The 21461-nt window shown below is 55.6% G+C and carries 15 protein-coding genes; 8 read left to right on the forward strand and 7 right to left on the reverse strand.

All coding sequences use genetic code 11. The annotated features are described in order from the left end of the window. Nucleotides 1-5: 5 nt before the first annotated feature. The 8 genes from nuoL (at nucleotide 6) to DL88_RS04705 (ending at nucleotide 11853) form a co-directional block, all read left to right on the forward strand. Entirely contained in the window at nucleotides 6-2042 is a 2037-nt protein-coding gene (gene nuoL / locus DL88_RS04670) for an NADH-quinone oxidoreductase subunit L (RefSeq protein WP_034992646.1), read from the forward strand. Then, nucleotides 2042-3562 carry an NADH-quinone oxidoreductase subunit M gene (locus tag DL88_RS04675; protein WP_034992650.1) on the forward strand — a complete coding sequence of 507 codons (1521 nt, stop codon included), beginning with the start codon at nucleotides 2042-2044 and terminating at the stop codon, nucleotides 3560-3562. The genes nuoL and DL88_RS04675 overlap by 1 nt, the downstream gene beginning before the upstream one ends. Nucleotides 3563-3796: 234 nt before the next feature. Next, a complete protein-coding gene (gene nuoN / locus DL88_RS04680) occupies nucleotides 3797-5230 on the forward strand; it encodes an NADH-quinone oxidoreductase subunit NuoN (protein ID WP_034992653.1) in 1434 nt (477 codons plus the stop codon). 30 nt (nucleotides 5231-5260) lie between these two features. After that, nucleotides 5261-6052 carry a biotin--[acetyl-CoA-carboxylase] ligase gene (locus tag DL88_RS04685; protein ID WP_051955590.1) on the forward strand — a complete coding sequence of 264 codons (792 nt, stop codon included), beginning with the start codon at nucleotides 5261-5263 and terminating at the stop codon, nucleotides 6050-6052. 171 nt (nucleotides 6053-6223) lie between these two features. After that, complete coding sequence (locus DL88_RS04690; RefSeq protein WP_034992656.1) at nucleotides 6224-7894, forward strand: ribonuclease J; 1671 nt, start codon at nucleotides 6224-6226, stop codon at nucleotides 7892-7894. Between the two features lie 152 nt (nucleotides 7895-8046). After that, nucleotides 8047-8661, forward strand: coding sequence for an SCO family protein (locus tag DL88_RS04695; protein ID WP_051955591.1), 615 nt, complete (start codon nucleotides 8047-8049; stop codon nucleotides 8659-8661). A 111-nt stretch (nucleotides 8662-8772) separates the two neighbouring features. Next, a complete protein-coding gene (locus tag DL88_RS04700; RefSeq protein WP_034992658.1) occupies nucleotides 8773-9168 on the forward strand; it encodes a hypothetical protein in 396 nt (131 codons plus the stop codon). Nucleotides 9169-9483: 315 nt separating this feature from the next. Further along, the gene (locus DL88_RS04705) at nucleotides 9484-11853 is read left to right on the forward strand and encodes a TonB-dependent receptor (protein WP_034992660.1); all 2370 of its coding nucleotides are present in this window, start codon (nucleotides 9484-9486) and stop codon (nucleotides 11851-11853) included. 376 nt (nucleotides 11854-12229) lie between these two features. Here the strand turns inward: DL88_RS04705 and DL88_RS04710 are convergent, their stop codons facing one another. The 7 genes from DL88_RS04710 to DL88_RS04740 form a co-directional block, all read right to left on the reverse strand. Continuing rightward, a complete protein-coding gene (locus DL88_RS04710; protein WP_034992662.1) occupies nucleotides 12230-12535 on the reverse strand; it encodes a hypothetical protein in 306 nt (101 codons plus the stop codon). A 162-nt stretch (nucleotides 12536-12697) separates the two neighbouring features. After that, nucleotides 12698-13246 (reverse strand): hypothetical protein, encoded by a 549-nt coding sequence (locus DL88_RS04715; protein ID WP_051955592.1) that lies wholly within the window; start codon nucleotides 13244-13246, stop codon nucleotides 12698-12700. Nucleotides 13247-13371: 125 nt separating this feature from the next. Continuing rightward, a complete protein-coding gene (gene rsmD, locus DL88_RS04720; protein WP_034992665.1) occupies nucleotides 13372-13938 on the reverse strand; it encodes a 16S rRNA (guanine(966)-N(2))-methyltransferase RsmD in 567 nt (188 codons plus the stop codon). 9 nt (nucleotides 13939-13947) lie between these two features. Then, nucleotides 13948-15666, reverse strand: coding sequence for a pseudouridine synthase (locus DL88_RS19215; RefSeq protein ID WP_169741538.1), 1719 nt, complete (start codon nucleotides 15664-15666; stop codon nucleotides 13948-13950). Nucleotides 15667-15791: 125 nt separating this feature from the next. After that, a complete protein-coding gene (locus DL88_RS04730; protein ID WP_034992666.1) occupies nucleotides 15792-17261 on the reverse strand; it encodes a sugar porter family MFS transporter in 1470 nt (489 codons plus the stop codon). Nucleotides 17262-17837: 576 nt separating this feature from the next. Continuing rightward, nucleotides 17838-18254: a BA14K family protein gene (locus DL88_RS19765; RefSeq protein ID WP_305953007.1), complete on the reverse strand. Its 417-nt coding sequence runs from the start codon at nucleotides 18252-18254 to the stop codon at nucleotides 17838-17840. A gap of 866 nt (nucleotides 18255-19120) precedes the next feature. Beyond that, complete coding sequence (locus DL88_RS04740; protein ID WP_034992671.1) at nucleotides 19121-20683, reverse strand: CYTH and CHAD domain-containing protein; 1563 nt, start codon at nucleotides 20681-20683, stop codon at nucleotides 19121-19123. Nucleotides 20684-21461: the final 778 nt, after the last annotated feature.

Here is a 21461-nt window from a genome sequence, read left to right on the forward strand (position 1 = left end):
CGGTTATGCATGCCGCAATCGTCTTTCTCCCGCTCACCGGCTTTCTGATCGCCGGAATTTTCGGCCGTGTCATTGGTGCGCGCGCCTCGGAAATCATCACGACGACCTTGCTGTTTGTCGCTGCCATATTCTCCTGGATCACCTTTGTTCAGGTGGGGCTCGGGCCGGGCAAGGTGCCCACCGAAGTGATCGCGTCCTGGTTTAATTCAGGGATTTTGCAGGTCGACTGGGCCTTGCGCATCGATACTTTGACGGCGGTCATGCTCGTCGTTGTCACGTCGGTGTCGGCCCTGGTACATCTCTATTCAATCGGCTACATGCATGAAGATCCGTCGCGCTCGCGGTTCTTTGCCTATCTGTCGCTCTTCACCTTCACCATGCTGAGCCTTGTCACTGCCGATAATCTCGTGCAGATGTTCTTTGGCTGGGAAGGCGTCGGTCTTGCCTCCTATTTGTTGATTGGCTTCTGGTATACAAAGCCATCGGCCTGCGCGGCCGCCATCAAGGCTTTTGTTGCCAATCGTGTTGGTGATTTCGGCTTCCTGCTCGGTATCTTCCTCGTTTTCATACTGACCAGGTCCGTCTCCTTCGACCAGATTTTCGCAGCGGCTCCGGGCTTGGCGGGCAAGCATCTTTTCGTCTTCGGGAACGATTTCGACGCTCTGACGATTACCTGTCTGCTGTTGTTCATGGGCGCTATGGGTAAATCCGCCCAATTCCTGCTGCACACTTGGCTGCCTGACGCGATGGAAGGTCCCACGCCGGTCTCGGCGCTCATCCATGCCGCGACTATGGTGACAGCGGGTGTGTTCATGGTCGCACGCCTCTCGCCGCTCTTCGAACAGGCTCCGGATGCCTCCACATTCGTGATCATCATTGGCGCGACGACGGCCTTCTTCGCCGCGACCGTCGGTCTCGTCCAGAACGATATCAAACGCGTTATCGCCTATTCGACCTGTTCGCAGCTTGGTTATATGTTCGTCGCGCTGGGTGTCGGTGCATATTCGGTCGGTGTGTTTCATCTGTTCACCCACGCCTTCTTCAAGGCGCTTCTGTTCCTTGGCGCAGGTTCCGTCATTCATGCGATGCATCATGAGCAGGATATGCGCATGATGGGTGCCTTGCGGAGCCGAATCCCTTTCACTTATTGGATGATGGTGCTCGGCACTCTGGCTCTGACCGGCTTTCCGCTGACGGCTGGCTATTTCTCCAAGGATGCCATTATCGAAGCGGCATTCGCCTCGCATCATACGGGCGCCATGTATGGCTATGTCGCCACGGTCGTTGCCGCTGGCCTCACGTCCTTCTATTCTTGGCGGCTTGTGTTCATGACCTTCTTTGGTCCCGCCAAATGGGGTGCGGATGCGGAGGTCGTGCATGAGCTGGCACATGACGGTCTTGCCACGGCTGGTGCTCATGGTGGTCACGCTGCAGATGATCATGGCCACGATGATCATGGGCATGGTCATGCGCTGGATCCCCATGAACCTCCGCTGGTTATGCGCTTGCCGCTGCTGATCCTCGGCGCCGGAGCACTCTTCGCTGGTCTACTCTTCGCTCATCTCTTTATCGGCGAAGGTTATGAAGGCTTCTGGAAGGGGGCTCTCTTCACCGGTCCGGACAATCATATTCTCCATGCGATGGAGGAAATTCCTCGCCTTGCCGGCCTGATGCCGACGATCATGATGCTGCTCGGTTTCCTCGTCGCACTCTATGTCTATATCCTGCGGCCAGGCACTGCACACAGCTGGGCGCAGACCAATCCGATCATCTATAATTTCCTCCTCCATAAATGGTACTTCGACGAGATCTATAACTTGCTGCTCATTCGGCCGATCTTCTGGCTCGGCCGCGTGTTCTGGAAAAGAGGCGATCTCGGAACGATCGATCGGTTCGGACCGGATGGCGTCTCGGCCGCCGTGGTCGATGTTACCCGCCGCGTCGTCAAGCTACAGACCGGCTATATCTACCATTATGCGTTCGCCATGCTTATCGGTGTCGCCGCGATCGTTACCTATTATGTCGTCGGAGGGGTGCACTAATGTTCGGTTTTGGAATCCTCTCCGCACTCATTGCGCTTCCCCTTATAGGTGCGGTTTTCGTTGCACTCATTCCAGGGGATAGCAACGCAAGCCGGTCGAGTGCCCGCTGGGCGGCGCTGATCACGACACTCATTACCTTTGCCTTGTCGGTCTATGCCTACACTTTATTCAATTCGACGACGGCGGCATTTCAGCTTCTTGAGGAAAGAAGCTGGTTCGGTTCCGGTCTAGTCTACAAGCTCGGTGTCGACGGGATGTCGATCCTCTTCCTGCTGCTGACGACATTTCTCATGCCGTTTTGCATATTGGCCTCGTGGGAATCGATTTCCATGCGGGTCAAGGAATATATGATCGCCTTTCTCGTCCTCGAATGTCTGCTGATCGGCGTCTTCACCGCGCTCGATACGATCCTTTTCTATCTGTTCTTCGAAGGCAGTCTCATACCGATGTTTCTCATCATCGGTATCTGGGGTGGTCAACGGCGTGTCTACGCGAGTTTCAAATTCTTCCTTTATACGCTCGTCGGCTCTCTCCTTATGCTTCTCGCCGTCATGGCCATGTATGGAGTCGCCGGGACAACAGACATTACGGTTTTGCTGAAGACAGCTTTTCCGGCATCCATGCAGAAATGGCTGTGGCTGGCGTTCTTTGCCTCCTTTGCCGTCAAAATGCCGATGTGGCCGGTCCATACTTGGCTGCCTGATGCCCATGTCGAGGCTCCGACCGCCGGTTCGGTCATTCTGGCCGGTATCCTTCTCAAGATGGGCGGTTACGGTTTCGTCCGTTTCTCGCTTCCTATGTTCCCGGAAGCGTCGGCCTATTTCGCCCCGCTGGTTTTCGCTCTCTCGGTGATAGCGATTATCTATACCTCTCTCGTCGCTCTCGTGCAGACGGATATGAAGAAGCTGATTGCCTATTCTTCCGTCGCGCATATGGGCTTCGTGACGATGGGGCTGTTCTCAATGACGGAGCAGGGCGTGCAGGGCGCTATCTTCCAGATGGTGTCGCATGGCTTCGTCGCTGGCGCGTTGTTTCTGTGCGTCGGTGTCGTCTATGATCGTCTGCATACGCGCGAGATCGCGGCCTATGGGGGCATTGTCGAACGCATGCCGCTTTATGCCGTAGCCTTCATGATCCTGACGATGGCCAATGTCGGCTTGCCGGGCACGTCGGGCTTCATCGGTGAATTCCTCACCATGATGGGCACGTTCCAGATTAACAGCACGGTGGTTTTATTCGCCGCGACGGGTGTTATTTTCTCTGCGGCCTATGCGCTCTATCTCTATCGCCGTGTGATCTTCGGGGTGCTCGAAAAGGCGTCGCTTAGGAACCTGCTGGATCTTTCCGCCCGCGAGATTGCGCTTCTCGCACCGCTTCTTGGGCTCACACTTTATTATGGCTTTCATCCCGGACCCATTCTCGACGGTTGCGCCGCTTCGGTCGAGGCTTTGATCCGTGGCTATGATGCGGCCATTTCGGCTTCCCATACGGCGTCCCTGGCATTGCCGATCGTGCATTGAAAGCAATGTCGGCCACTTTGCGTAATACCCTGTCGATCATGAGGAATCGTGATCGGCGCCATTTGAAGTCTGAAGGAAGTGAGATGATGTCGGCGGAGACCCTCAGCTCGATGGCATCGGCTTCCTGATCTATCTTTTTCGTTTCGATCGACGAAGAAATTCCTATCGAGTTTGGATCGGCTTGTTGTGCTGTTGCGCTCCGAACTGCAGATGAAATCGTATAAGGGCTGACCGATGACCCCGCTTTCCGTCGTTCTCGCGCATACGCTTCCGGAACTCATTCTGGCGGTTGGTGCGCTGTTGCTGCTGCTGCTTGGCGCCATAAGAGGCAAGGACTCGGATGGGCCGATGACGGAACTGGCGGTCGGTGTGCTGGGCCTTGCGATCCTGAGCATTGTGCTTGGCCATAAGACAGCTTTGAACCTGTTCGACGGCTCCTTTATTGATGATCCCTTCGGCCGTTTCATGAAAGTTCTGGTCCTCATTGGCTCGCTCGTGAGCCTGATTATGGGGCAAAGTTATCTCGCGCGCGAGAAGATCGACAAGTTCGAATATCCGATCCTGATCGTCCTCTCGACCCTTGGCATGTTGATGCTCATTTCGGCGACCGGCCTGATCGCGCTCTATCTTGGTCTCGAGTTGATGTCGCTCGCGCTTTATGTCATCGCGGCTTTTCACCGTGATAATGTCAGAGCTTCCGAAGCGGGTCTCAAATATTTCGTTCTCGGAGCCTTGTCGTCGGGCATGTTGCTCTATGGCGCGTCGCTGATTTATGGCTTCGCCGGAACGGTGAACTTTACGGGTATAGCGTCCGCCCTGCATGGTGAGGCATCGCTTGGGGTCATCTTCGGTCTCGTCTTCCTGACGGCCGGTCTCGCCTTCAAAATGTCCACCGTGCCGTTTCATATGTGGACGCCGGATGTCTATGAAGGTGCTCCCACTCCCGTCACCGCCTTCTTCGCCTCCGCACCCAAGCTTGCTGCGGTCGCGGTGACGATCCGCATCATGATCACTGCTTTTCCCGGCATCCATACACAATGGCAGCAGATCATCGTCTTCATTTCCATCCTGTCTATGGCGCTCGGTTCCTTCGCGGCGATTGGACAGACAAACATCAAACGTCTGATGGCTTACTCGTCGATCGGCCACATGGGCTTCGCGCTTGTCGGGCTGGCGGCCAACTCACCAGCCGGCGTGCAGGGTGTCCTCGCCTATATGGCGATCTATCTGGTCATGACGCTTGGCACTTTCGCCGCCATTCTGTCGATGCGGATCGACGGGGTCTATGTCGAGCAGATCAGCGATCTCGCCGGGCTTGCGCGGACCCGTCCAGCCATCGCTTTCTTCCTGGCGATTATGATGTTTTCCCTGGCCGGTATTCCGCCGCTCGCGGGCTTCTTCGCTAAGTGGTATGTCTTCAACGCGGCTATTCAGGCTCATCTTTATCCCTTGGCGATCATTGGCGTGCTGATGAGCACGGTGGCGGCGTATTATTATCTGCGCATCGTGAAGGTCATGTATTTCGACGAACCGGCTCCGGCCTTCGACCGACCTTCGCCGACAGTTGCCGCTGTGCTCGCGGTGACAAGCCTCTTGATCCTGTTCCTTTGCGTCTATCCCGGTGCCTTCGTCGAAGCGACGACGGTTGCCGCGAAGTCCCTGTTTTGATGGGCCATGAGGATCGTTCTGTAAAAGAGGATGGTGTCTCTGTTCGAGCTTGGTGAAACAGCCCTTGCGCAAAACTTCAGGCTGGTTCACCTGGAAAAGGTGAGCTCGACCAATGACGAAGCCCTGAAACATGGCTTGGCCGGTGAGGCTGGCCGCTTGTGGGTGGTTGCCGATGAACAGGTGGGTGGACGCGGGCGTCTCGGACGTGTGTGGTCCTCTCCCACAGGCAACCTTTATGCGAGCGTGCTGCTGATTGATCCGGCACTGCCATTGCATCTGCCTGAACTGGGTTTCGTCGCGGGGGTTGCGGCCGCCGAAGCAGTGGGGGCTTTGGTCGGCGATAATCCTCGGCTCGGAATTAAATGGCCGAATGATCTCTTATTCGATGGCGCGAAGCTCGCCGGAATCCTGCTTGAAACGACGGTGCGGCCTGATGGTAAGCGCATCTGCGTGATTGGAATCGGTGTCAATTGCGATTCCAATCCCTTGGATACGCCTTATCCAGCGACAGCCTTGGCCAAGATTCCGTCGATAGGGGGGGAAGGAAGTGAACCGCGCGCGGTGACGATGTTCCGGCATTTGTCGTCGTGTTTTGCGGCATGGCTTGAAGTTTGGGCAGAAGGGAAAAATTTTGCCCAAATTCGGGCGAAATGGCTAAAATATGCGGCGCATCTCGGTCAATCGATTACGATTGCTCGACAGAATGAGCGTATCGAGGGAATATTTAAGACGATTGATTCTCAGGGACGTTTGATTCTGGCTGGACCCCAGGGCGAAAAAGTGATCGAAGCCGGAGATGTTTTCCTAAACGCTCCACCATAAATCGGGTTGGTCATTGTCAGAACGGGATTTCGGAATGGTTTTGGGTAAGGAGTCAGAAATCCGGTTTGGTGTTCACCTGTCTCGATCCCGTTCACGGCCAGATAGCCGATTTGTCCTGAACTTTCTGGCGCAATTCGACTTTGTGCATCACGGAGAAGAAAGGTCTCCACGATGAGCGACGTCGAAAACGAACTTGTGTTCGTACCGCTTGGTGGGCTCGGCGAAATCGGGATGAATTTCGCGCTCTACGGCTTTGGCCCGCGCACCAGGCGAAAATGGATCGCGGTCGATTGCGGGTTGGCCTTCGCAGGGCCAGAATATCTCGGCATTGACCTGATTCTGCCTAATCCAGCCTTCATTGAAAGATTGCGTGACGATCTCGTCGCGGTCATCATTACCCATGCTCACGAAGATCACATCGGAGCACTTCCCGACCTGTGGCCACGGCTTCGCTGTCCGATCTACGCCACCCGTTTCGCCGCTAGCCTTCTGGAAACCAAGCGTCTTGCCGAACCTGGTGCGCCCGAAGTACCGATCCTGACTGTCGATCAGGGTGAGGTCCTGCGGCTTGACCCCTTCACGATCGAATTCATCGCAATGGCGCATTCGATTCCGGAAAGTTGCGCGCTGGCGATCCGGACTCCGGTCGGCACGCTTATTCATTCGGGCGATTGGAAGATCGATGGTGAACCGGGTCTTGGCAGGAAGACGGATGCCCAGCGTCTGACCGAACTCGGTGACGAAGGAATTCTGGCGCTCGTTTCGGATTCGACGAATATTCTGCGTGACGGTGTGAGCCCTTCGGAAGGTGATGTCGCCCGCACCTTGCATGAAATTATCGGGACCGCCCAGGGCCGTGTCGTCGTCACGACCTTCGCTTCCAATGTCGCCCGTATCCGAGCGGTTGCCGAAGCGGCGATGGCGGCGCATCGCAACGTTGTTATGGTCGGACGCGCTATGGAACGTGTCGTCGGAATTGCCCGTGACCTCGGTTATCTCGACGGTGTTCCCCTTTTTCTCTCCATGGATGCCTATCCACATCTTCCTCGTGAAAAGGTGGTCATTCTGGCGACAGGCAGTCAGGGTGAGAGCCGAGCGGCCATTGCCAGGATTGCCGAAGGTGAACATCAGGTCGTCAATCTGCATCCAGGCGATTGCGTGATCTTCTCGTCGAGAACCATCCCAGGGAACGAGCGTGAGGTCGGACGTATCATCAACCAGTTCATTCGCGCTGGCGTCGAGGTGATCACCGATCGTAACGCGCTGGTCCATGCCTCCGGGCATCCACGCCGTGGCGAGGTCGAACAATTGTATCAATGGGTACGGCCGAAGATCGCCGTGCCGGCGCATGGCGAGGATATTCATCTTGCCGAACACGCGCGTTTTGCTCTGGAGCAAGGTGCCGAACAGGTCGTCCGGGCACGCAATGGCGATATTGTCATATTGGCGCCGGGACAGCCGGCGATCATTGGAGAAGCGCCATCCGGGCGCCTGCTCAAGGATGGCAACAGTCTTATCAAGGCTGATGATGACGCGTTGCGGGACCGCCAGAAACTCGCTTTTTCAGGTATCGTGACGATCGGCATGGCGATCACGGCGAAAGGTGAACTGGCAGGCGTACCGGATGTGGTCATCGCCGGAATGCCGAACCGCACGCAGGATGGCACGTCAATCGATGTTGTCGTGGATGAGGCTCTGTTCCAGACGTTCGATCATTTGCCGCGGCAAAAACGGCGGGATGCTGATCTCGTCTCTTCATCGATCGAAAAAGCCGTGCGGAATGCTGTGGCGGGTGCCTGGGGTAAGAAGCCGGCGGTGCATGTTCTGGTGATCGAGGTTTAGGAATGGGTTGGTTTGCTCCTCGCGGATCAGCTTTCTAAGCCATCGTATTTCCAGGCTTTTCAAATCCCGGTACGAAATCCGGTCACAACAAAAACGCGATAAGCCTGCCGATATAAAGTGTTGATGGTTGGCAGGTCGCGTGGAGGAAGGGGATGAGGACGCGAAGAGCGGAGCGCTCGCTTTTCTGGATGCTGGTGACGCTTGTGCTCGTCGGCGGCGGCGCGGCGGCTCTCATCACTCTTGGCATGAATGGCTCGCGCATGCATTCGGCTGACGCAAGGAATTTTGGCGGCGCTTTCTCCCTGGTCGATCAAAACGGCACAATGGTCACGCAGGCGAGCTTTCGTGGTAAGCCGCTGGTTCTCTTCTTCGGCTATACACATTGCCATGATGTTTGTTCCACGGCACTCGCCGATATGAGTGTTTGGCAAGCCGAGCTTGGGTCGACGGCGGAATTACCCTTCGTTTTTGTCACGGTCGATCCGCAACGCGACACGCCTGAGGTCCTGCGTGACTATCTTCGGAATTTTGCTGGTCGGATCGTTGCGCTTACCGGCACGCCGGAGTCGGTTAAAACCATGCTTGGTGCGTATCATATCGTCAGCATTCCTGTCGTGAAGGAGAACCCCAATTACGAAGTGGATCATACGGCGACGATTTTTCTGATCGGCAGAGATGGATCGCTTGTCGATACGATTCGATCGCAGGATGATCAGGGGACCGGATTGCTCAAGATACGAAAGCTTCTCTCGCGGGAACTGATCTGAGGAAAATCCTTCCAAAACTTGCCTGAAAGAGCAGATCGATACTGTTAAGCTCTTGCATCCCGCAAAGGGCGGCGCATAGTCACGCCATGATATTTTAGACCGGATCCTTCGGTGAAACACAGGGCGAAACAGGCGAGGAGAGAGGAGCGGCGCTGGATTTCCGCGCTTGCAGCCTATGTTTTTGCCCTGCAGGCACTGATTGTTGCCTTCATTCCCACGCCCTCTCGGGCAGATTTCGATCTCGCCGCTTCATTCCTGGATATTTGCCGGCATGACGGTACGCCGGTTCATGTCCCTGTTCTGCCAGATGAAGCTTTCACGCTCGTTGGTTTTTATGTGTCGGCGGTGGGGGCGGGCGATGATGGGTCGACACCATCAGAAATTGATTTTGGCCTTTTTCCATTCCGTGTTCTGGCGGCAGTGCTGTCGCCCATTTCGGATCTATTCCTCGACGCACGCGAGAGCGTGCGTACTGCCTTTGCGCGCGGTCCGCCGGTAAGGCTCTGATGTGTATCCCACATCCATTGGATGTGGGATACACATAGCGTCACTGGCAAAATTCATCCGTTTAGCCTGATGGTCTGTCCGATCTCAAGTGTGTCGCACTTCTCGGACAATCTGCCGTGTTTGAGGCCGCCAATTCTTCCTGAGATAGAGGCTTAGCGCGATCAATACCTCGATATGGGGTGGCGATCGCGGTCAAACCGGATCTGCCAGATTGGGACGGCCACCAGACAGCGATGCTCACGATCCTGAGCGCGACGAATTTGCTTTTCCCTTGTTGTGTGAGCCGTTTTTCAGCGGGCTCTTCCGGAAATTTTCATGAAACGTCATCTTCGCTCGGCTCACCGCCCGACGCGCCGGACTTGTGCGTCGTTGCGCCTGCCTTTGGCTTTGCTAGCTTCCGCAGGTGCTGGTCCTTATAACGCCGCCTATGGCCAGGATGCATTGGAACTGCCCGCCATCGATATTGTGGAATCCGGTGCGAATACGACCTCTGCTTTCATGCAGGACCTGACAGTTCCGCCGATCAAGGAGCGGTTCCAACTGCCGCAGACCTCCCATAGCGCGACTGCTGCGACCATTGCTCAAACGATCAACATTATCGATACTGAGGATTCGGTGAAATATTTCCCCAGCCTCTTCGTCCGTAAACGGAATTATGGCGACACGCAGCCTGTGCTTGCCACGCGCACCTGGGGTGTCAATTCAAGCGCACGGAGTCTCGTTTATGCCGATGATTTGCTGTTGTCGGCACTGATCGCCAACAACAACACGCTTGGTGCACCGCGCTGGGGATTGGTTTCGCCCGAAGAGATTGATCGCGTCGATTTTCTGTATGGTCCCTTTGCCGCTGCCTTTCCCGGTAATTCCATGGGCGGCGTCCTGCAGATCACCACCCGCATGCCTGACAAGCCGATCGCCGTCTTAAGCCAGAATGAAGCCTTTCAGACCTTCAATCGTTATGGCACGAAGGACACTTATCGCACGGATCAGACCAATATCGCGATTGGAAATAAAAGCGGTGATTTCTCCTGGTTTTTGACGGGCAATTACCAGAACAGCTACAGCCAGCCGCTTTCCTTCGTGACGAGTTCCACATTCCCGGCCAATACAAGTGGCGCTTTCGCTGCACTCAACAAACTTGGTACGCCGGCCAATGTTCTCGGTGCCGGTGGATTGCTGCATACACAAATGGTGAATCTCTCGGGAAAATTCGCGTTCGATATCACCCCATCGCTGCGGATGACCTATCAGGTCGGATATTGGTCTAACCACGCCAATTCATCCGTGCAAACCTATTTGCGTGATGCGACGGGAGCGCCAACATTTGCAGGCATATCGAGCTTTGCCAACAGCAATTATACGTTGCTTGAGGAACATCTGACCAATGCACTTGCGTTCCGGTCGCATACGGATGGCGTCTTCGATTGGGATCTGTCCCTTTCCAATTATTACTTTCTGCATGACACACAGAAAAATCCGTTTGGCGTCACGGCGACTGGGGTTGGTTTCTCGGCCAATGGAAAGGCTGCGCGCCTTGATGGCACCAATTGGATTAATGGTGATTTCAAAGGGATCTGGCGTCCCACAGGGCCAGGGGGCGAGCATGAGGTCAGTTTTGGTCTGCATGGTGATCGCTATTTCCTGATGAATCCGACCTATGGGACGGATATCTGGAACGGTGCGTCGGAGTCGAATGGCCTTGTCTATTCGAAGGGACGTGGCACGACCGTCACAAAAGCGCTCTGGGCACAGGACGCGTGGCGTTTTGCGCCCGGTTTCAAACTCACGCTTGGCGGGCGGCTGGAGCAATGGGAGGCACTCGGCGGCTATAATCTTGCGACAACGACGAATAGTGCCGGGGCGGTGACCGGCACGATTTCCACGAGCCAGCCTACGCTCAACGCCTTGCGGTTCTCGCCCAAATTGTCGATCGCCTGGACGCCCTCGCGGGAATGGGAGATCACGGGTTCCTTCGGTCAGGCCTATCGTTTCCCGACCGTTACCGAACTTTATCAGATCATTTCAACGGGCTCGACCTATGCGATACCGAACCCCAACCTGAGACCAGAAAATGTCTTGAGCGAAGAACTTGCCATCGAACGAAAACTCGATGACGGCCGGGTGCGGCTTTCGGTTTTCAATGAGAATGTCAACGATGCCATTATTTCTCAAACTGCCTATCTCACCGGGCAAATCCCCTATAATTACGTGATGAATGTGGATGCGATCCGCAATACCGGCGTGGAACTGGCGGCTCAGAAAGAGCACTTCCTTTTTGACGCGCTTGAAGCCCTCGGCAGTGTGACCTATGTCGATTCCCGCATCATCAAGGATACAAGCTGGGCAAGCTCCACTGGAACGACAGTCGTTGGCAAACGGGTTCCCTATGTTCCCGATTGGCGCGTGACGGCGGCTCTGACCTATCATCCGACAAAGGAATGGGCCTTGACGGCGGCGATGCGCTACAGCGGCAAACAATATTCGACCATGGATAATACGGATGTCGTCTCAAACGTCTATGGCTCGTTCGACAGTTTCGTCGTTGCCGACGTTCGTGCGCAATATAAACTGAACGATCAAACCTGGATCAATCTGGGTATCGATAATATCAATAATGAAAGCTACACTCTGTTTCATCCCTTTCCGGGGCGGACGTTTGTCTTTGGAGCGCACGTACAATTTTAGACCGGAGGAGGGTGATCGATATTTGCTCTCCGGCATATGGGAACCGATGGCGAAGGATTGTTGTGGGCGTCTGGCGATGTTCAAGCGGAATGAGCTGGCCGCGTAATCACAATCATCCCAAGCGGTGATCATTCCTTAAGCGCGAGGAGAGCGCTGAGCCGGCATGTCTCGACTTCCGGATAGGCGCAGGTGTATCCGCGCACCGCGGACGCCTGGGCATCAACGACGTCGGTGCCAGTGAGCATGAATGTCACCAGCATTTTCGCTAACTGTGAACGAACTCGCGGTTCGGAGGTTGCGGGGCTATCCGCACTTTGGCACGATCAATACGGCGAGACTTCTTCTGATGTTGATATATCGACGATCCTCGACACAGTCAGAGTTTCTTGATCGCGTTTTCAACCAATGTCTTGCAGCGCAGGAGCCGCTCGTATTCGGCCTTGTCGATCTCGACCTTTTCTGGCTCCGACGCAGGTTTTTCACCCAAGGTGAAATTGGCGGCGTTCGACGCTTCAAGAAGAGCCATTTCGAGCTGTGAGATCCGCTCTGTGGCACGTTCGAGATAGGGAATCGGATTGGCGAGGACTTTCGCTTCGTGCTGTGCCTCGAGGCTTAGCAATTGCGCGAAGCGGCGTACCTTGTCGCGATCCTTTTTTCCGAAATCATGTTCGATGATGGTCATGGGCTTCTCCCATCATGCCTTCATGGAACCGTCAGAATGACGGCCTTGGGCCCAGCTTGCAAGACCGGTTTGGATGGAAATGTCATGATGGAACGCTCCCTTCCAAAGATTTCCCCACGATCGCGGCCGGTTTTGTTGAATGAAATTTTTCAGGGAGACTTTTCAATGGGGCCTGGCCTTATGCCACAGACGGGGCAATGGGCCTTGTGCTCCTGACAAGGGATCGGAGGCGGGGAAGGGGAGCTGCTCCATCATCTCGATCTGCGCCGGTGTCGGTTTGCTGGTTTGGTAGGTTCCATCCTGGCCGGGCGGATAGGCACCGACGACCAGAAAATCCGGACTTGCCACCAACAGGCAATGGCCAGTGCCGACCGGGAGGACTGTGACATCGCCAGCGGAAAGACCCACGACGGGACCACCAAGACCACCAAGCATGACCTGTGCCGTTCCTGCCGCTATGCCGAGCACTTCATGAGAGGCGGCATGATAGTGATGAAACGGGAAAATTCCGTTCCTCCATTGCGGCGGCCAGCCGGTTTCCCGGAACAGGGTTTCAAAGTGGTGCGCAAGATCAGGCGTCGCCGCGAGATCCGTCCTGTAGAGCAGGACTGGCAGACGGGGATTATTGGGAATCCAGCCATTTTGCGGGAGAAAAAGGATTTTGGGTTCCACTGGTGGTGCCCCTGCGGCGTTTGCAACGGTCTCGGCCATAAGGGTTCTTCCAATGCAGGGACTTCATCCTGTCACCGAAAGGTGACGCCAAGAGACGACGGCATATCCCATCCGTGGCAGGAAGTGGTCTTCGGATAGACCTGCTTGATCCCGCCAGGTTGCGATCAAGGCGACTTGCTGTAACGAGTGAAAACCAGTTTGGTCTCACCATAAATCCGCGTTTCGACGTGAACGAAAGCTGATGGCAGAAGGAGCGTGGCCTCGGAGCTTTCCTCAATCACGGTGAGTGCATCCTGAGCGAGCCATTCTCCCTTGGCCAATGCCTCGAGGGCGGGTTCCGCGAGCCGCTTTCCATAGGGTGGGTCGAGAAAGGCGAGTGTGAATGGCGTTTCCTTTGTCATCGCGGGGCCAAGCCGCCTGATGTCTCGCCGTACAACACGCGCCCGATCACTCAGTCCGAGACTCTCGAGATTGGCCTGAATGACGGCGATAGGGGCTCGTGCTTCCTCGATGAGCAGGGCGCGTTGCGCTCCGCGCGAGAGCGCTTCGCAAGCAAGAGCTCCAGTCCCCGCGAAAAGATCGAGAACCGCCGCATCCGCAACCGGATCACCGTAGGAATGTTCCAAAACATTGAACAGGGTTTCCCGCAGCCGGTCCGAGGTCGGACGGGTCGCGGCCGTGGGAGGCCCCCTCAATGTCCGGCCTTTCAAGCGGCCGCCAATGATTCTCACCGCTGAAACTCAAGGCTTTTTGCCGGATCCCATATTGTCCGAGCGCCTGGGGCGGGGCGAAGGCGAGGCGGGTTTGCCCCGAGCAGGTCCGGACGCTGCTGATTTGGCGGAAAATTTGCCGCTGGCGCGTTTCGGGTCCGGGCGACCGGTTGCGGCTCTTCCGAATTCCTGCTGCGCGCCCTGTTCCCGCTTGCCGGACGCTTTGAATGCGCCCTTATCGCGATTTCCCTTCTCGATGCGGTTGTCCTTGCCGGAATTGGCCGCAAATTTTGCGAGTTTTTCGGCTCTTTCCGCTGTTCTTTCAGCCCTTGCCGTAGCCGCATGACCGGCGGCGAAGCGTTTGGCGTTGCGGCTGGTTGGTGCAATTGTTGTGGTATTTGATGCGGTGGGAATATGGCGTTCGACTTTCACGACGCGCCCATTCCTGTCAGCAATATCCTGCGATTCGATTTTCTTGCGCGGCGCATTGGTCTTGCGGACCTCATCCTCTCCGCGAAGCGTTGAAATATGTTTGCGCGAATGGGCCGCAGTCGTTCTGGAGACTTTTTCTCTTGGAGTGTCCTGTTGCGGCCGTGGCTTGACGCTATCCTGTGTGATGCGGGCCGGCTTCCGGGCGTCTCGGCCAGTGGCAGGTTTCTCATCCATCCGTTTGCCGCGCGGCGCCCCACGCGCTTCGAGGGTCGTTGCTTTCGCCGACGGCTTCGATCCTTGGGGCGATCCTTGGGGCCGTCCGTGGACAGAAGGAGCATTCTCCTCCTCGTCATGCCGTGTCCAGTCGACGCCAGCGGCGGCGGCGAGGCTTGGCCCCAATTGATCGCGGAGAACCCGCGTGCGCACTTCGCTCAACCCGCCCTCCGGCAGTTCGCCCAGTTGAAAGGGTCCAAAGGACAAGCGGATCAATCGGTTCACCGCGAGGCCGATATGTTCCAGGACGCGTTTGACTTCTCGGTTCTTACCTTCGCGCAGGCTAAGCGTAAGCCAATTATTGGCGCCTTGTTCGCGATCGAGCACGGCCTCGATCCCGGCATAATCGACCCCATCTATCGTGACGCCTTCACGCAGACGGTCGAGGACAGCCTGATTCGTCGTGCCATTGGCCCGTACCCTGTAGCGGCGGACCCAACCTGTCGTCGGTAGCTCGAGGAGACGGCTGAGGCCGCCGTCATTGGTGAGCAGCAATAGCCCCTCAGTATTGATGTCGAGCCGGCCAATGCTGAGAACACGCGGCAGATCCGGGTGATGTTCGTGAAGATAATCGAAAACGGTCAGCCGGCCTTCCGGGTCGTGGTTGGTTGTCACCAGACCGCGCGGCTTATGGAAAAGGAAAAGGCGCGTATGGGTGCGCGGGCCAAGCTTGACGCCGTCGATGCGGATGTCGTCCGCGTCGCTGACGTTTACCCCGGGTTGCGTGATGACGGTTCCATTGACGCTGACCCGGCCGTCGCTGATCCAGACTTCTGCGTCGCGGCGCGAGCATAAACCGGCTCGTGCCATCACCTTGGCGATGCGTTGCGGCTCTTGATCGTCCTTCTGGTTCTCGGCCATTGAGGCGGCTGGCCGCTTTTCTCCCGTCTTGGGGGATTTGGGTTTCCGCAGTGGCGCGGCGGCGCCCTTCTTCGGGTTCGCACTTGCCGACGGCCCCTTTTGTGCTGCAGGGGAGTGCGATTTATGGGAGGCGGCCGCCGCCGCGCGGGACGGAGGACCGGCGCGGTCAGACATTTTGCGCATGGACGGCACACCTGATGAGAATGGACAAGGACGGGGCAGAAGGGCAGGGACAGGAGGCTGCTTTCCTCCCGCCGTTCTATTTGCCGTCTGTGTCCCGGTTGATCAAGTGCATCGTGCCGAAAAGATCATGCGTTCTGCAGGATGCTGATTCTTTCTCCTTCCGGACGGAAACGCTTTTCCTTGAGCGCCGCTTCTATGTCTTCAAGCGATGAGCCGGCCGTTTCCGGCACGAAGAACAGCACGAAGAGAAAAGATGCGACATTGACCCCCGCGTAGAACCACATCGTGCCGCCAAGACCGAGCAGATGGACGAGGCTGAGCGCCGTACCGGTGACGATGAGATTGCTCCCCCAGAGCGTAGCAGCATGCAGGCTGGTTGCCTGGCTGCGCATCGACAATGGGAACATTTCGGCGCCGAGAAGCCAGCCGACCACTTGAATACCGCCGGCGTTGAACATGATGAACAGAAGCAGGAAGGCGATCACCAGCCATGAAGCAAAGCCGCCGGGTGCCGGATGCATGGCGAAGACGATGCCGAGGCCGATCAGGCTGAGAACGGAACCCGGGCACATGATGAGCATGAGGCGGCGCCGGCCGATCCTGTCGACATTGAGGCAGCCAATCAGGGTCATGACGCAATAGACGATAGCGACACCGAGGCTCGCGAGAAGCGCCGAGGAGGCTCCGAAACCGGCCTGTGACAGAAAGGTCGGCGCATAATAAATCATCATTTCGAGGCCGCCGCATTGTGTGAAGACGGCAACGCCCAGGGCCGCTACTAAAGCCGGGCGTACCCAGGGCTGGGAGAGACCGCGCCAGCCGCGATCTTCATCACGCGTGCGCTCGGCCACCTCCTGGATCTGGTTGACTTCCTTGTGGATGGTTCGATGACAATTGCGGACCCGCCGCAACGATTCGAGCGCGCCATGGAGACCGATATTTTCCGCCGCCCAGCGCGGACTCTGCGGTAGAAAAAACATTGAAACAAACACAATGAAGGCGGGGATTGCTGCGATCGCAACCATTTCACGCCACGTCCAGACCTCGTGAAGCGTAAAGCCGACGATATTGGCGAGGAGGATACCAATGCCGATCGCGACATTGAACAAGGTGACGAGTTTGCCGCGCCGATCGGACGGGGCGAGTTCCGAGATATACATCGGTACGACCTGGGTCGAACCGCCGACGGCAAGACCGAGGAAGAAACGGGCGGCGACCAAGGACCAGACGGATGGTGCAAGTGCGCAGGCCACGGCTCCGATCATGTAGACGATGGTGACGACAATGACGGAACGCCGGCGGCCGATTGCCTCGGACAGGCTGCCCGTAGCCAGAGCACCGACCACGGCGCCCGCGAGAATGGCTGCGGCGACGATCTCCTGCATGTTGCTTGGGAGCTGGAACTCTCGGGTGATGAGGATGAGCGCTCCGGAAATAATGCCGGTGTCATAGCCGTAAAGGCCGCCGCAAATGGCAGCTACCGTAGCTGCAAGCGCCAGCATATGATCGGCATGGGGCGATAATTCAAGTTGGGCGATTGCTTGCGCCGGATTAACAGAAGCCGGTGGGGAAAGCGCCTTGTCGTTATCCTGCATAGGACGAGACCTCCTTGAATTTTGCCATCGGCCTTGGGAACGAGAAGCTCACCAGTTCTAACCTTGGCTTTAGTGCCCGTCCTGAACGCGCTTGTTGATGCGTGAAAGACAGAGATGGGCAACAGCACTCGTTCGGTTCTCCATGAGAGGACCGTTGAGCCCGAAGGCAGCCGATTGGCCATTTGGTCTGTATATGCACGCCGGTTGCGTCGGCATTGTCCGGCTCTGCCGGGGCCGTCACAGCGCGCGCAAGCGGGCATCGAGCCCGCAGCTGGCACAAAAGAATATCTATCTGATAATGTATGGGAATTCTCAAACACTGTCCAGCTTCGGACGGCTCGTCTTCGGGGCGCAGAGGGGATCGTTTCCCGCAGGTGTTTGAAAAGACACTATTTAAATATGAGAAAAAAATTCAATTGCTGAATAATTGCCCAGCCACATTCCTGAGGATGAGAGCGATGAATGGTTCTCGCACCCGGCTCTGAGCCGAGACTTTACCCTTCACCGCCGTGCCAGTAGGGTACCAAGAAAAGGACCCATTTTGGATAAGGCCCGATCAACAGGCTTTGGCAATATTCATTGACAGAGGTAGCGATTGCCGTCGTAAGAGAGATAAGTCCCGCTTGAAGGATCGAAGGACCGATATTTGCGGGCACAATAGGCAATCCAGTTTGGGTCAGGCGCAGGTGGAGCACCATAATAGCCCGGAGGAGGGGCTGCATTGGCTGCGCTTCCTGCTATCGCCGCGCCGGCCGCGAGACCCAATATACCGCCGGCTATGGCAGCTCCTGCGGCGTTATTATTATAATAGCCCCGGTTCCTGTAATACCGATATTGAATTTTCCTTAGTCCAGTATCGTCCGATGCAGATGTGCCTGAATGCCATGTGGATGAGGAGAGGGGAAAAATCTGGGCCTCGACTGGTGTAAAAGTCATTAGACCTATTGTGAGAGCCAGCACGCCTGATCCAAAGAGACTGTAGCCGCTAGGCATATCGTTTTTCCTCTATTGTCGCCGTTGCGACGGAATGCATCTGCGCGCACCATTGTGACAATGTCGCGGAAGTCAGAATGAGAAATATTGAATGCCAAGTATCGAACGCCAAGCGCAAATTAGCTGCGCTTGGACGATCATGTTAGAGGGGTGTCTCAGATACTCGGCTTTGCGTTAAATGTCTGTCGAATGGCCTCGTCCGGGTGTCGGTGAAACCGATCACCGGCTTTTTCGGACGCTGTCGCGATCAATTGTCGCGCAAAGACGGCTGGCGGATCACCAGCACCGCCAAACGCGACGCCAATACCACCGGCCGTTCCAGCCACGCGTGCGGACGTTCACCCAGCGGCAATGACGGTGGTGTGGATGGTGCCATTGCGCTTCTACGATTGGCAAAGCACTTTCCGATGCAGAGATGCTTTCCCCGACAGTCAAGGCGTTTGCAGGCATGGCCTCGATACTAAGAAAACTGGCGAGGAGAGCGGCGGTCACAGGCAGCCGGCGAGCATTCATGAACATTCTCCATTATCTGGCTTGAGCAAGACCATCACAAGCCTTAGCAAAAGGCTAGACACTATCGAGCGAAAGTGCAATCCACGCTCTTTTGAAAATCATGCATCTATTTGTAATTTATAGGTTTTTATAAAATCTATCCTGATATGGCCGGGCTGATGCCTATCCTCTCTTTAAAGTGTTCTGGGAGTTCCGAAAGCACGGAGGAGTGCGCTTCCAGAGGTCTGTGATTATCGTGCATTTCAGGCTGAAACCTATCCGATCATTCGCAGTATCTCCGCCTCTAAAAACCGGCGCTATTTCGATCCATCCAAGCGCGAAGCAATCGAATGGTGCCGAAAACACTCGGGAAATCAGAATGCTTTGGCTTTTGCGAATTCGGAATAAGCTTCCACCGCTTTTCGAAGAAGCGTCTTCTCTTGGCTGTCGTCCTGGGCCGAGAGTCTTCCTGCAGCAAAGATTGCAGCATTATATTCGGCAAATTTCTTCCATTCGGCTTCGAGAAAGGCTGTCTTGAAATCCTGATCATGCAATTCGCCGAGATGAGCCTGCATTTGTTCCAACGCGTCAAGCATTGGTTGTAACGACCCGCGTTCTCGCGCTACTCCCGGCACATTTATAAAGAAATCAGCCATGTAGCGTAGCTTCTTGGCGGCGATCCGAAGCTCATGGCGGCTTACGGGAGGTAGCTTCACAAGGCTGGCACCTCGTTTGAGGATTTGGTTCTGACGTCTCTGCAGCACTTCGCGTACGAAAGAAACAAAGGATACATTCTTGGGAAGTGTCCCGCCGTCGTCAACGGTGACTTTCGGCGCCGATGACAGCCATGAGCCATGCTCGAGCCAGAGTGTGAAATCGAGTAAAAATGCCCGCGCGCGATCCGAACGAAGATCGTTCTTGAGTGCGTTATGTTCAGCATGGCGCTCCTTGTCCAGGAGCTGTGCGAGGATACGCGCGCCAGGAATGACGTCTTGCTGTGAAGCCGGTTCGAACACACTCATCTGTAGAACGTCCCGGTCACGGACAGTACCGAAGCGCTGTGCGATCCAGCGCACCTCGTCCTTCAGTTTCGGAAAAGCTTCGTCGGATAATATCGGGGCAAATAGACTAAAGGCGGCGCGCAAACGTCGCAGAGCGACGCGGCCCTTATGAATCGCTTCAACGGGGTCCGGCCCTTCGAGTGCAATCAGATTTAGCATGTAATCATGGAGGCAGGTTCTAGCGATCACTTGAAAAGCTTCATGAGAACTCATGTCCTTGGTGAGTTCTGGAGCTGAGCTTTTGGAGGGTAAGAGCCAGCGATCGAGCGCCAACAAATGGCCGTGCTCGGCCTTGCTGATATGTGAAAGTGTCAGCGGCAGTTCCGCTTGAAAACGATGTGCCAGTTGGAACATGGCAGAGGGATCGCCCTGTTTGAGTTCCAGTTCAAGCTCGTGCAGCGGAGAGAAATGCGATCCCGCCTCAATGGAACCAGTATCAAGGGCGACTTCAATCTCGGTATCGGCCTCTTTGACGAGGAAAGCGATCCGTTTGACGCGGGAAATAAAGACCGGAGCGAGTTTCTCTGCAAATTTCGGTTTGCTAAACAACGGCTTAAGCGGAATATTCGAGATGAGATTAAGATCTGGCGTCGAATCGGGGACGCGTACCTCCCACTCACCACGTTCAACATCGGAGGCTAGTTTGCATTTAACGGTTTGGATGCGCTCAACGCCGTCTGCTCCGGATAGTTCTCGTACACGGAGTGCGACGCCTTCTTTCCAAAGCGTTCCGTCGGGCGTATCGTAATAAATCGTTTTAAGGTCGTAATGTTTTGCTGAGGTGAGAGAGGGCGCAACAAGCGGGGATTGTTGCAGCACATTCCAATCGGTAGGGTCGAAGAGAAATTTCAACTCGGTTTCTTTATCGGAATTCATGGAATTGCCTTGAGGAATTGCCTTGAGCGAAAATGGCCGTTGTCGATTGCTTGTTCGTGGGCGGCCCCAATCAGGGTTGGAGTATAACAAGCCGGTCGCTCTTGACCCAATGCGGAACACCTATTCCGCCTCTCTATTGCTGATTATGAATGGACCATAATCCTGTGACATTGGAATAATTCTGTCTCATCTCGATCGTTCCGGATCGTAGAGAGGGGCTGGGTGCAAAGTGCGGAAGCAAAGCACCAGTCCAATGATCTTATCGCATTTGTCGATCTTTTGGGACGCTGGCAAAGCTTGAGTTCGAAGAAATCCAGCATAATTTCAAATCATTGATAATCACGGCCTTCAGACCTGAGCACCACGAACTGGGCTGAACCGCTTCGCTTCGACCGAATATTTTCCTTTTCGACAAACCGATTTGCCGATGCAAAATTAACGAAAACGCTTTGATTTGTCAGGGGAATGATGGAGAAATATCCGGGATTGGTTCGGAACCAATTTTTCGGGAAGGCCGAGTCCGAAGCGCAATATTCAGCATGCTCGCTTTGCAATGCACGCTGCGCCTCGGGTGACGATCCGGCCTCGAAACCACCAGCATTCGTGAGAATATCGGCTCTTGGCCTGAGCGGTTTCCAATGCTTTCAAGGTCTCATAATCGCCCGAAATTCTGCTTTCGCACAGAGGATAGGTTGGTGAATGTGACTGAATGAGGCTGCTTTGCGAACTTTTTCACTTTGATGAAACTGGAGGTCGATTTTCAGCTTTCCAAGGTTTC

It is taken from the genome of Beijerinckia mobilis (assembly GCF_000745425.1).
Lineage (GTDB): Bacteria > Pseudomonadota > Alphaproteobacteria > Rhizobiales > Beijerinckiaceae > Beijerinckia > Beijerinckia mobilis.